This window comes from Rhizobium mongolense USDA 1844, from assembly GCF_000419765.1.
GTDB classification, from domain to species: Bacteria; Pseudomonadota; Alphaproteobacteria; order Rhizobiales; family Rhizobiaceae; genus Rhizobium; species Rhizobium mongolense.
Map to the genome: position 1 here is coordinate 384,390 of NZ_ATTQ01000003.1, position 12,592 is coordinate 396,981.

Genomic DNA, 12,592 nt, shown 5'->3' on the forward strand with positions numbered 1-12,592 from the left:
GTTCCCGCAAAAGCGAGGCCGGGACCTCTACGTCTTCAGCGGTTTCCGTGGTCGTCGATACGCAGACCTTTGCCGGAGGAGAGCAGGGGCTTCTTTCATCTGATGATAACCGAATGAGAGGCGAAGGCTTCAAGCAAGCTGGTCGCCTTTCTTCCTGCGATGGCGGAAACTTCGCCACAGGTGGCGTCTTTTCGGATCGTGATCGACTTCGTCGTTGCGGACCAAACGGGGGCACGACCGGAGATTGCTGCCTCAGGTCTCTTGCTGCATTTCCCGACGTTCCAAGGGTCGCGGAACAAAAAGGCAGGCTGGAACGATCAATACGGCAGTCACCAGCATGACCAAGAAGGTAGAATGTAGTGCATGCTGAAGGACGAGCCGGAGCTCTTCTGCACTAGTGACGACGGCACCCGTGCCATTCAAAAGCGCCCGAAGTTGCTCCGGCGTTATCGCCTGGCCGCTGGCGGTGTGCGCCAGGCCATATGTCAGTACTGCACCGAGCACGGCTGCGCCGAGCGTGCTACCGAGATTGCGCGAGAAGACGTTCGAGGCGGTAGCACTGCCGCGTTCAGACCAGTTCACGCTTTCCTGAGTGAGGATCAAGGCACAGATGTTGAGCAATCCCATGCCGAAACCCATCACCAATGAACCGGCGCCAGCCAGGACAGCCGAACTCGAGGGCGTCAGCAGAACCAGCAGGCACGTGCCCGCCGGAATGCAGACGCTGCCGGCGATCATGATGGATCGCAAACCGAAGCGGGCAAACTGGCGGGATGCGATCGTTGCACCGCAGGGCCAACCCAGCAGCAACATGGTCAATGCGAAACCTGCCACGAGAGGCGAGCGGTTGAGAACCGTCTGCACGTACATCGGAAGGAAGGTCGTCAGACCCATGATCGACATACTTGCGAAAAAGACCGCCAGATTTGCGAACGCTATCGGCCGTTTCAGCCACAGGTCCGGAGCGACCATGGGCGCTTCGGCACGACGCTCCTGCCAGATGAAAGCGGCCAGAGTGACGATAAAGACGACGAGGGCAGCGATGGCTTGCCCGGAAACGGCACTTTCCATTTCCGTCAAAGCAATCATCAGTGAGGAAATCGAAATGGCGAAAAGTGCAGCGCCGAGCACATCGACAGCGACCATTCGGCTCCGCTTCTCCTCGTGCAAAAACAGTATGAACCCCAATGCGGCGAGAAGTCCGACTGGCACGTTGATCCAGAATACCCAGGCCCATGGGAGATTGTGAATGATCATGCTGCCGAGGAGCGGGCCGACGACGGCCGACAGCGCCCACACGCTTGCGAGGTAGCCTTGGACCTTGCCGCGCTGGTTTCCGGGAAAAAGATCGGCAACTACCGTCATGGCGACGGGCTGAATCGATCCTGCACCGATACCCTGGAGCAGCCGAAAAGCAATCATCGACGGCATCGACCATGCGAAGCCGGCAAGCACGGATGCGAACAGGAACAATCCGATACCCAGGAGGATCATCGGTTTGCGGCCATAAATATCCGCGAGTTTGCCGAATACAACGGTTGTCGCCGTCTGCGTCAGCAGGAATGACGAGAACACCCAGGAATAGAGGTTGATCTGCCCCAGCTGGGCGGCGATTTGCGGCATCGCCGTCGAAACGATCGTTGCTTCGATGGCAATCATCGCCATGCTTGCCATGATCGCGACCACAACGAGCCCGCGATGGGAAGTTTTTTGAGACATAGATGGCTCTTCAGAAAAAAAGGGGGGGCCGTGAGGGGCGGCAGCGATGACGGGCTATTGCATGAGGACCTAACTACTCCTCAGGTCCCTCGCGTCAAGCAACGATTTGAGTGCTACCCCAGGCTGCCCGGCAATATCTATTCCTGCCGATCATCAGCGCTTGTTCGCGGGCAAGTAGAGACGTGTTGGACTCAAATTGCGATGGAATCAGAGAGTTGCTGACCAAAATCAGGTAGGAAAGCACCACGGATCGCAAGTTGAATCGCCGGATTCGACTGAGCAGACTGACGTCAGCTTGGAGATGCGTCTTAAGCGCGCGGATGACCGAACAAAGCGAAACTCCTCGACATTATTCCGTCCATGCGCGTTACCGATCAATCACTCGCGGTGGATTGGATCAATCCAGCGGACCTCTTCCGGCTTTTCGACCGGTTCGATATCAAGGTTGACGACCACCGGTTCCTGGCCCGAGCGGACGAGGACGCATTCCAGGGTCTCGTCCCGACTGGCGTTGATTTCTTGATGGGGAACGAATGGCGGTACGTAGATGAAATCGCCAGGACCAGCTTCAGCCGTATACTGAAGCTCCTCTCCCCACCGCATCCGGGCTTTGCCCTTGACCACGTAGATGATGCTTTCGAGATCGCCATGATGGTGAGCGCCGGTCTTGGCATTGGCATGGATCGTCACGGTGCCGGCCCAGATCTTCTCCGCTCCGGCGCGCGCCTTGCTGACGGCGGTAGCGCGGTTCATGCCAGGTGTCTGTGCCGTATTCGGATCGAGCGAATTGCCGGGAATGACCTTGACGCCATTCTCGCGCCAATGATCTTGCGCATGGTGGTGCTGGTCGTCGTCGTGATTGTGGTCGTGAGTCACTCTATTCTCGATTCTCGTCTGTTTTGGGATCTGGTTTGCTCGATCAGGCGGCCGCCCATACGTTGAGTTGCGAACAGCGTCGATGACATCGGCAGGCTCGGTGCGGACCAGCCAGTCGGGTCTGACATCCGATCGATTACAATGGTCGCCTGCATCGGCAGTTCCCAGGGCCGGTGGTACACCTTCACCTCGCCGATAGGAGAACCACTGGCGATCGAAGACCGCTTCGATGGTTCGTTGAGAGTGTAGAGGATACCGAAGCGGTGACCAAGCCTATTGTCCGTATCGCTGGCGTTCGGAAAATCGAACTTGTGGCGATCGCCAATCTCGACCGACGTTAATCAGTTTGAATGGTTCGACGGTGTCGCCGGCCTTGACGACACCGCCGCGGTTGCTCGTGTCGACCAGCACTTGACGCTGATCGACATTGATCTTCAGTTTATCGGGCGCCATCTGCAGCGTCGGCAGCTCACGTCTTACCGAAATCGAGGCGGCGCGGCACTATGGCAACCGCTTCGTGACCGCCCGCGGGATCACGCTCGGGGAGTCGAAGCCGCCGCTCTCCGCATATTCCAGACGGATCGCGGATCGTCGTCACCCTCGTCTGCGACGGCCTCGACCTCGGCATCACCCGCCGGCACATGATCTGACCGAGAGACTAGCAGGAACTAGTCCGCCCGGCATCCGCTCGTGCGGCTCCATTGGAGCTTGCAGGAGTGGACTGCCGTTCCTATCTCAATTGCGGGAGCGTAAGAGGAGTGAAAGAATGGCCCCGTCATCAGTTGAACCTTCCTGTTACGAAATCGAGATATTTCCGCCGCAACGACGCAGGCCGTCGCAGAGCTCCTTTATCTGTCTGTGTTGCCAGCGCAGCCTCCGAAGCCAGCTCATGGACCCGGACGGCTGCGGAATCTGCGACGATTGCCTGAGCCCTGGCTTGCTTCCTGAACGCCCTTCGGCAGTTCACAGGACGATGTTCTCCGAGAAGGCCGCCCTATCATGTGTAGGGGTGGCGAGAACAACTAAAAGATGATGCGCGCATCATGAAAAACTAATAGTTGACGACGCGGCTTAGGTCAGTTATATGACTGATTGTCGAATTTTGCTTGCTAGCTTGGTTATCGCGCGATTGGCACCGCGGCCTGAACGAACTTCCTTTCAAAAATCGCTATCCCGTCCGCATCGCGTTGGCGCTGTGGTTCTTCAATATTGCTATGAAAGGGTTCATCATGACCACTGGCACAGTTAAATGGTTCAATTCCACCAAGGGCTTCGGCTTCATTCAGCCGGACAACGGCGGCGCTGACGCCTTCGTTCACATCTCTGCCGTCGAGCGTGCCGGAATGCGCGAACTCGTCGAGGGCCAGAAGATTGGTTTCGATCTCGAGCGCGACAGCAAGTCGGGCAAGATGTCGGCCTGCAATCTTCAGAACGCTTAAATCGATGTCTGCTTTCCTTTGACCACGGATGTACTGGCACTGCCGGAAGCAGGTTATCAATTCGGGGCCAGGCGATTTGCCTGGCCTTTTTGCATTCGCTCGCGCGTCGAGCCTGCCCTATCGGAGCCAAGATGACAGAGACCTACAGCAAATCTCGCCAACAGGCGGAGATCGCCTTCGGTAGTATCCAGACGCAGTTTTTCGCAAAGAACAAGGCGGTCGAAGAGCTCGACTCCGTTGCCCAGTCCCGAGAGGCGAAGACCTTACGGCTTCGTGAGGCACGCCTTGCAAGGGAACTCAATGACCGCGTGTTGGGAACCTCCGCCCTGCTTGCAAAACGCCCCAAGGCCAGATGACCGCTATCACACCCCATTTGGATGAAGAATGGAAGAACGCCAGAAATAACGAGCCTTCAGACCGGCGCGCCGAGGCTGCGGTGGTCAAGTCAGCTCAGCTTAACGCGTACCGTGTCGCAAAGACTGTGGCCGAGCCCGATCGCTGGCAAGGCAAGCCGAGCGCCCGTGTCCTGAACGTGAAGCACCCTGGAGATGCACTTGTGCGGTTGAAGGGGCACCAACGGCATTGGCCAGAGGGGTGCTGACAGTTCACTCACACCAAAGGAAGCTTCAATGGTACCAGATACGAAGGAACTTCAGTCGATCAATACGGCCTGGCAGATCGCTATCCAGGAAATTCTGCGCATGGTTATCAGAGACATGTATCACGGCGGCGGCGAGGCATCATTCAAAACGCATATCAAGCGTATCGAAGAGGCAGCCGTGGACAGCATTTACACGGACCTGAGGCTGCGGGGGACAGATGAATGGACGGAAGTCCTGGTCAAGGAAAGGGCGAGTAATTTCGTTACGACCCTGCTGACCTCGTTTACATACGATCGGGCATGAGAACAGCTGCTGGCGATCTCCAGCCGGCTCTGCCGTGAGCAGTCGCGGAGCAAACGAGCTGATGTCATCTTCTTCGGCCGCGCCGGCCACGCGGCCTGTGAGCTGCTTCTGAAATTGTCTGCAACGATCGTCGGTCAGGCGGATGTGGATGTGGAAGTGGAAAGCAGGGCTTGCCGATCGTCGCACAATGCCCATGGCGCATCTGTTCCGCTTTGACGATCATGGGATTGGGCAATGTCCGGACCCGGCTCCATCGTCAGCATGGATTAACGGGCCTTGTACTTCGCGTCGAGTTCTTCCATGGCTTTGACATTTCCGGCAGACCGACCGTTCTCGTCGAAGGTATGGGCAAGAAACGCATCAGCGATCGACTTTGCAAGCTCCGTTCCGATGACGCGGGCTCCCATCGTGATGATCTGCGCATTATTGGAAAGCGCGGCGCGCTCGGCAGAATAGGTGTCGTGCGTCAGGGCAGCGCGGATGCCCGGAACCTTGTTGGCCGAGATGCAGACGCCGATGCCGGTGCCGCAAACGAGGATCGCCTTGTGGTAGGTGCCGTCGATGACGCCCGAGGCCACGCGGTCCGAGAGGTTGGCGTAGAAAGGATCGGCACCGGCGCTCGTGCGCGAGACTTCGTGTACTTCGAAGCGGTCTTTTAGATGGTCGGCCAGAACTTTGGCGAGGCCCTCGCCGGCGCTGTCTCCTGCAATGGCAAGCTTCATGGTTCTTTCTCCTCAGAGTTTGGCGGCGCATTTTGCCAGGATGTCGAGGTAGCCTTCGACATTCCAGGCCGAACGGCCGATGAAGAGCCCGTCGATATGCGGGCTGACGATCAGTTCGTCGCAGTTCTGTGGGTTGACTGACCCGCCATAAAGGCAGGGGATCTTCCGGCCGAGCACAGCTTCGGCAACGGCGATTATTTCAGACTGGTGGGCATCTGCGTAATCCGCAGTCGCCGGAATGCCCTTTTCGCCGATCGCCCAGACGGGCTCGTAGGCCAGCAGGATCTCGGCGCTCTTCTGGGCGCTCGAAAGTTTCGAAAGTGCGCCACGAACCTGGGCCGCTAGGATGTCGGCAGCCTTCCCGCTTTCACGGTCGGAGAGCGTCTCGCCAATGCAGATCAACGGAATGAGACCGTGGCGAACGGCTGCTTCGGTCTTCAGGCCAACTGTCTCGTCGGTCTCTCCAAAATGTTCGCGCCGCTCCGAATGGCCGAGCTCGACGAGATCGAGTTCGCAGTCCTTCAGCATCACCGCCGAGACTTCGCCCGTCCACGCCCCCTCATCGGCCCAGTGCATGTTCTGCGCACCGACCTTCACGGACGTCTTGGCAAGCAGTGTCTTGACCTCGCGTACCGCCGTGAAGGGCGGAATCACGAAGCGCTGGATGCGCGGGTCGCGCGCGGCATCCGCGGCTTCGAGGCCACGCGCGAAATGCTGAGCTTGCGCAAGCGTCTTGTTCATCTTCCAGCTGGTGCCAATCCAGAAGCGCGGTTTTTCGGTCATGTCGGATCCTGCGTTGATGCGATGGTGAGCGTAATGCCCGCCTGCTCGAATTCCTCCAGGAAAGCAGCATCCGGTGCGACGTCGGTTATAACGGCGTCGAAGTCGGCGAGATCCGCCATGACGTGCAGTGCGGTGTGGCCAATGCGCTGGTGGTTGACCAGGAGGCAGGTCCTGGCCGACGACGCGATCATCGCCCGCTTGGCGCGCACGACGTTGTCGTCCATATGGTAGGCGAGCCTGCCGCGGACGGCCGGCGTCGAAATGAAGGCGATGTCGGCCCTCAGTCGCGACAGTGCCTCTTCGGTGACGACGCCGAGATAGGCGTTGAACTTCGCCGAATAGATGCCCCCGAGCGCGATCAGCGTGATGCCGCTTTCGCCCTTCAGCCGCTCCATGATCGCCGCGTTGTTGGTGATCACCGTCAGTGGACGCTTCTGCAGCAACATTTCCCCGAGTACGGCCGCCATTGAGCCGTCGTTTACCATCACGGTCATTCCCGGCTCCACCAGTTCCAGCGCGGTCTGCGCCATTGCGAGCTTGGCCTCGGTGCCCTGGCGCTCGCGAATGCGAAAGTCGCTTTCGAACTGCATTCCGGCATCGATGGTCGCGCCCCCCCGAACCTTGCGCAGGACACCCGCCTGCTCGAGATCGTCGAGATCGCGATGGATCGTCATCTTCGACACGGCGAAGCGATCGGCAAGGTCGTCGAGATCGACGGTCTTGTTTTCGACGAGCAGGTTGACGATCAACTGCTGCCGTTCTTCCCGTCTCATCCCCGTTCTCCGCCCTCGTTCTGATTCAAAATAACGATTATCTCGTGATAATCAACAAGAATTGTGTTATTTTGCGATGAAAGCTTGTTGTCTTGATATGCTACTCCAACAGGGCCTGCGCGGTTCGCTCGTCCGTTATAAGCCCGAAAAGGCGGCGGCTGTTGAGAATTGCCCGGATGGCCGGCACCTTCGCCTGTCCGCCCGCCAGCGCCACAAGCCGCTCCCTCGTGGTTTTAGGGAATGACGCGGAAAGCGTGCGCGCTGTTAGCGTCGTCTCAAGGATGTGGCCGTCGGCGTCGAAAAAGTGCCCGAGGATTTCGCCGACGCCGCCTGCGGCGGCAATGTCCTCCATTTCACGGGGCTCAACCACGCCGGACAAAACAAGCTGCGCCTCTGCATCGACAGTTCCCAGGCCAACGAGCTTCAGATCGGCATTGTTGGCCAGATCGAAGACTTCTTTGACGGCACGCTGCGCCTTCAACACTTCACGGTCCTCGCCGGTATTGGCGAAGAATGGAACCGGCATGACATAGGCATGGGTACCCGTCTTTTCGGCGATGCGGTGCATCACGTCATAGGGATTGGCGCCGTAGTTTCGTGTCAGGCCGCCAAGCAACGAGACGAAGCGCAGGCCCTTCGCGTTCACCCTTGGCATATACTGGACGGCGGCGGAAAGCGTGCGGCCGTGACCAAGGCCGATGACCGTATTGTCGCCGCGCTCGATCTCGCGCTTGAGATAGCCGGCGCCCGCATGGCCGAGCGCGCGAAGCGGCAACCCTTCCTCGCCGAGATCGGGTGCGACCTCGCAATATTGGAGCCCGAACCGTTCGGAAAGCCGCATCTCCAGCTCGACGCATTCGACGATATCCCCGTCGATGGTGACTTTGACGACGCCATCGGCAACCGCTCTCGCGATCAGGCGATGCGCCTTTACCGATGGCACGCCGAGGCGCCGGGCGACGTCGGACTGCGTTAGCCCGCCCGCATAGTGAAGCCAGGCAGCACGCACGGCTAGCGTATTATCGGCGTCCGTCATCACGGTTCCCTTTCGTATGTCACAGGTGGCGATTTCGCCGTATCGCAATGCTGCCTTTTAAAGATGCCCGCCTTAGATGTTCAAGTCGGCGACGCCTGTGTCGATATGCGGCGCCCAGAAGGCGACGCTTTCGGCGATCTGCGGGATGACCTGACGATCGTTGGGCTCGCGTTCCTTGAAGGAGAGTTCCAGGCAAATTTCATTGTCCTTCGCCCCACCTTCGGCAAGTGCCTGAAGCAGAGGCGCGGGCTGGATGCGGCCCTTAGCGTTGAATTCTGCAGTAAAGGGCCGGTGTCCGCCCTTGTCCATCAGGCTCTGCTTGATGTGGATGATCGGCGATACCGGCGGGACGGCGCGTGCCCAGGCATAGGGGTTGTAGTCGTCGGGGTTGGCGGAGGTGATGTCGCCATGATCGATATCCGCCATCATCCACATCGGGATGGCCAATCCGGCGGCTGCCAGCCGCTTCTGCAGCGACAGGCATGCGGCAACCGTCTCGCCGAACTCGCGGCCGATGCTCATCGGCTCCCAGAAGATGTAGGAAAGGCCTGAAGCGCGTGCGTGGTCGGCTATCTGTGCCCAGCAGTCGATCGCGATCTTGACCAGTTCCTCGCGTCTGACCGGATCGTCGAAGTCCTTGTAGGTGAAGATTGCAAACTGCGTTCCGACGGAGTGGCCGCCGAGATCGGCGGTGATGTCGGCAAAAGTCTTGAACCAGTCGATGTAATAGCGGCGCACATCGGCATCTGGATGTCCGAAGTGGTTGAGGCGACCATAAGGTCCCGTCATGCCTGATGTGACCCGCACACCCGTGCGCTTCAGCGCGGCGTTCATCGTGCGCGCCAGGCGGCGGATCACGGGCGCCTGCCAGCTTGGATTGATGAACTCGTGGGTCAGCTGGAGGTCGCGGATCCTCAAGTCTCGCGCGACCGTCTCGATGAGGTCGTCGGGGTCTGCGAAGCGATTCACAAGTGGATTGGTATTGAGCGAAAGGGTCAGCGGCATGGCAATATCCTTCACGCTGCGGCAAGGCGGATTGAAGCAAACCACTCGCCAAAGGCTGCACGTTCCGCTTCGCTCAGATGCAGGTAATGCTTGGTGCGGCGGTAGAGGATGTCTTCGGCCGTCGCGGCCCATTCCGTCGCAACGAGATAGCGGGCCTCGGCCTCATAAAGCTGCCCGCCGAAATGCCGCCCGAGCCCTTGGATGCCGGTCGCACCCGCAATCACATTCTTCGTGCGGGCGCCATAGAGACGGCCGTAGTGATGCACGAGCTTGCGCGGCATCCATGGATAGGCATCGCGCAGGCTGTTGGCGAAGGTCTCGTAGTCGGCATTCGGAATTTCGCCGCCGGGCAACGGCGCCTTCTCCGTCCAGTCTCCGCTCATATTCGGAAAAATATGCTTGAGACGTTGCATGCCCCGTTCGGCAAGCTCACGGAATGTGGTGATCTTACCACCGAAGACGTTGAGTAGAGGAGCGCCGCCCGTCTCGTCGAGATCGAAGACATAGTCGCGGGTAACGGCGGACGGATTGCCCTTGCCGTCGTCGAAAAGTGGACGAACGCCGGAGAAGCTATGCAGCACATCCTCCCGGCGTAGCTTCTCCTTGAAGTAGCGATTGACCGCCTTCAAAAGATAATCGATTTCCGCATCGTCGGCGGACACATCCTCGGCGCGGCCTTCATAGGCGATATCGGTCGTCCCGATCAGCGCCTTGTCGCCCTCATAGGGGTTGATGAAAATGACGCGCTTGTCGTGGTTCTGGACCAGATAGGCATTGGAGCCGGCCCAGAACTTCGGCACGATGATATGGCTACCCTTCACGAGACGGACGTTGCGGTCGGAGTTCGAGCCGGTGACACGATTGATAATGTCCATCACCCAGGGGCCGGCGCAGTTGACGAGACATTTTGCACGGAAGGTTCGCGTCTCTCCCGTGAGACTGTTTTTCGTCGTGACGATCCAGCTGCCGCTCTCACGACGCGCCGAGACGGCTGCCGATCGAGTGAGAATAGTAGCGCCTTTTTCCGCCGCGCTGACCGCATTCAGGACCACGAGGCGGGCGTCATCGACCCAGCAATCGGAATATTCGAAGCCGCGCGTGTATTGATCGAGGATCGGGGTTCCCTCCGGATCACGCAGCAGATTGAGCGTGCGTGTCCCCGGCAGCTTTTTGCGGCCGCCAAGGTGATCGTAAAGGAAAAGGCCGAGCCGCACGAGCCACGCCGGACGATCCTGCGGGCTGTGCGGCAGGACGAAGCGCATCGGCCAGATGATATGAGGCGCGGCATTGAGCAACACTTCACGCTCGATCAGCGCCTCGCGCACCAGGCGGAATTCGTAGTATTCGAGATAACGCAGACCGCCATGCACCAGCTTGCCCGAACGAGACGAGGTTCCCTGTGCCAGATCGTCCTTATCGCACAGCGCGACTTTCAGGCCGCGGCCCGCAGCATCGCGTGCGATTCCCGCACCATTGATTCCTCCGCCGATAACGAAGAGATCCAGGAGGTCGGGTTCAGTCATGTCATGCTCCTTCGATGCTTGCTGCATCAAACCTTGATTTACTCGTCTACCGGCGATGTCGTTGCGGCTCGGGCGAGCTTGCCCCAGGCAGGCGCCATTGCCTGGCGCACATCGGTGTAGGCGGAAAATAGCCGGTCGAACCGGGCAGCTTCGTTTACGTCCGGAATCTCCGCGTCGCCGAGCAGCGGCGTCACCCAGTCGGCAATGCATTCGTCCATGCTAGAATAGACGCCGACGGCCACTGCGGCCATCATCGCCACGCCGGCGGCCCCCGTCTCATCGCGGCGCGACTGGCGGATCGGTGCGTTAACGGCGGCCGAGAGTGAACGGCGAAGGGCGACCGAGCGTGTTGCGCCGCCCGTGATCCGTAACTCGTCGGGCATCGCGCCCATTGCCGCGTAGCAATCGCGGGTGGCAAGCCCCAACCCTTCGACCACACTGCGCAGCAGGTCGGGGAAGCCGTGGCGCGTAGAAAGCCCCGTGAAGCCCGCGCGTGCATTGGCGTTGACGAAGGGCCCACGTTCCCCAGCTTCGGAGATGTAGGGATGGTAAAGCACCGAACCCGGCCGGCTTTCCGCAAACCAGCCGTCGATGCGCGCAATCAGGTCTGCATGCGAAGCAGGCTTGCCCGCCTCGGCCATTAAGTAGGCGGCGACGTCCAGGATCCAGTCGATGTTGATCGTAGCGCCCATGTTGGTCTGGACCTGGGTGACGATGCCGGGGACGGGCAGAGCGATCACATATCCCGTACCCTCATGATTGAGCTGAACGTTAGCAACAGCCTTGGCACGCATGTGCACGCCCGTCGAACCGATCGTCGAGCAGGCGGCATTGCGAGCGCCGCTGCGCACGCCTGCACCCAGCGCCGTCATCGCCATGTCGACATAACCAAGGCAGACCGGCGTACCGGCAAGAAGTCCGCAGGCCCTCGCCGCCTCGGATGTCAGCGGGTGAGTGATCTCGGTGCCGTCGATGATTTCAGGAAGAAGCGCCCGTCTATGGCTCAGGCCGAGCGCATCGATCACCACCGCATCATATTGCCGCGTCCGGAAGTTGCCGAAGGTAAAGCTCGCTTCGGACGGATCGGTCGCCCGCACGGTTGTCAGGTTGAGATAAAGCCAGTCCTTGCAGTGCAGCGCCGTCTCCGCTCGGTCGAGAAGGTCCGGTGTGAAGCGATCCATATGGGCGAGTTGTGCACCCTGCTGGCAAGTGTTGAGGCCGGTGCCTGTTGCCTCGAAGCGGGCACGGTTCTCATTTCCGCCGGCAAGCGACGTGACGGTCGGTGCGGCGCGCGCATCGAGCCATAGCCAGGCATCAGCGACCGGCATATTGCCGCGGCCGACGAGCCAGGTGCCGTCGCCCTGGCCGGTGACCGCGACGGATGCGGTGCGTGATGCGAGATTGGGTACCTTTTCTCCAAGGCCACGTAACGCGCTGGCGCAATCGAGCCAAGTCTGACCGAGCGCCTGCGTTGCGGAGCCGTCGTCTCCCGTCGTGTATCTGTTGCGTACGGAGGCCGTGGCGATCTGGCGTCCGGACAGATTAAAGGCCACCGCCTTGATGACGGAGGTACCGGCATCGATCCCGATGATGATCTTCTCAGTCGATGTCATCGCAGGACTATCTCGCCTCTATTGCGAACGCCTCGGCGGCTGTTACGCGCGTCCAATTCATCTGAAGTCCTCCCGATCGGCAAGATTCGTTGGGGATTCGGCATCCGGCTGCCAACTGCTTCGGTCCTTCTGTGGCCTGCGGCAACGCTCTGCCTTTTGCAAATCCTCGATGAAATATGTAGCGGAACCTCAGACAGG

Annotated in this window: 13 protein-coding genes; 3 read left to right on the forward strand and 10 right to left on the reverse strand. The window is 59.7% G+C overall.

Annotated elements, in window-relative coordinates; translation table 11 throughout:
- Positions 1-252: 252 nt before the first annotated feature.
- From A3C3_RS0107570 to A3C3_RS45075, 3 genes are all read right to left on the reverse strand, one after another.
- Positions 253-1,719: an MFS transporter gene (locus tag A3C3_RS0107570; RefSeq protein ID WP_022714003.1), complete on the reverse strand. Its 1,467-nt coding sequence runs from the start codon at positions 1,717-1,719 to the stop codon at positions 253-255.
- A 378-nt stretch (positions 1,720-2,097) separates the two neighbouring features.
- On the reverse strand, positions 2,098-2,595 hold the full coding sequence (locus A3C3_RS0107575) for a cupin domain-containing protein (protein ID WP_022714004.1): 498 nt from the start codon (positions 2,593-2,595) through the stop codon (positions 2,098-2,100).
- Positions 2,596-2,868: 273 nt separating this feature from the next.
- The gene (locus A3C3_RS45075) at positions 2,869-3,048 is read right to left on the reverse strand and encodes a hypothetical protein (protein ID WP_156890775.1); all 180 of its coding nucleotides are present in this window, start codon (positions 3,046-3,048) and stop codon (positions 2,869-2,871) included.
- A gap of 776 nt (positions 3,049-3,824) precedes the next feature.
- Between A3C3_RS45075 and A3C3_RS0107585 the strand changes: the two genes are divergently transcribed.
- From A3C3_RS0107585 to A3C3_RS0107600, 3 genes are all read left to right on the forward strand, one after another.
- Complete coding sequence (locus tag A3C3_RS0107585) at positions 3,825-4,034, forward strand: cold-shock protein (RefSeq protein WP_028739470.1); 210 nt, start codon at positions 3,825-3,827, stop codon at positions 4,032-4,034.
- A 131-nt stretch (positions 4,035-4,165) separates the two neighbouring features.
- Positions 4,166-4,390 (forward strand): hypothetical protein, encoded by a 225-nt coding sequence (locus A3C3_RS0107590; protein WP_022714007.1) that lies wholly within the window; start codon positions 4,166-4,168, stop codon positions 4,388-4,390.
- Positions 4,391-4,663: 273 nt separating this feature from the next.
- A complete protein-coding gene (locus A3C3_RS0107600) occupies positions 4,664-4,939 on the forward strand; it encodes a hypothetical protein (protein ID WP_022714009.1) in 276 nt (91 codons plus the stop codon).
- A gap of 266 nt (positions 4,940-5,205) precedes the next feature.
- On the opposite strand, the gene derI is transcribed toward A3C3_RS0107600, so the two are convergent.
- The 7 genes from derI to A3C3_RS0107635 form a co-directional block, all read right to left on the reverse strand.
- Complete coding sequence (gene derI, locus A3C3_RS0107605; protein ID WP_022714010.1) at positions 5,206-5,661, reverse strand: D-erythrulose-4-phosphate isomerase; 456 nt, start codon at positions 5,659-5,661, stop codon at positions 5,206-5,208.
- A 12-nt stretch (positions 5,662-5,673) separates the two neighbouring features.
- Positions 5,674-6,444 carry a triose-phosphate isomerase gene (locus A3C3_RS0107610; protein WP_022714011.1) on the reverse strand — a complete coding sequence of 257 codons (771 nt, stop codon included), beginning with the start codon at positions 6,442-6,444 and terminating at the stop codon, positions 5,674-5,676.
- Positions 6,441-7,217: a DeoR/GlpR family DNA-binding transcription regulator gene (locus tag A3C3_RS0107615; protein ID WP_022714012.1), complete on the reverse strand. Its 777-nt coding sequence runs from the start codon at positions 7,215-7,217 to the stop codon at positions 6,441-6,443. The genes A3C3_RS0107610 and A3C3_RS0107615 overlap by 4 nt, the downstream gene beginning before the upstream one ends.
- A gap of 100 nt (positions 7,218-7,317) precedes the next feature.
- Positions 7,318-8,253, reverse strand: coding sequence for a sugar-binding transcriptional regulator (locus A3C3_RS0107620; protein ID WP_022714013.1), 936 nt, complete (start codon positions 8,251-8,253; stop codon positions 7,318-7,320).
- 72 nt (positions 8,254-8,325) lie between these two features.
- Positions 8,326-9,258: a sugar phosphate isomerase/epimerase family protein gene (locus A3C3_RS0107625; protein ID WP_028739471.1), complete on the reverse strand. Its 933-nt coding sequence runs from the start codon at positions 9,256-9,258 to the stop codon at positions 8,326-8,328.
- A gap of 11 nt (positions 9,259-9,269) precedes the next feature.
- Positions 9,270-10,781, reverse strand: coding sequence for a glycerol-3-phosphate dehydrogenase (locus tag A3C3_RS0107630; RefSeq protein WP_028739472.1), 1,512 nt, complete (start codon positions 10,779-10,781; stop codon positions 9,270-9,272).
- A gap of 38 nt (positions 10,782-10,819) precedes the next feature.
- On the reverse strand, positions 10,820-12,394 hold the full coding sequence (locus tag A3C3_RS0107635) for an FGGY-family carbohydrate kinase (RefSeq protein ID WP_022714016.1): 1,575 nt from the start codon (positions 12,392-12,394) through the stop codon (positions 10,820-10,822).
- Positions 12,395-12,592 lie beyond the last annotated feature (198 nt).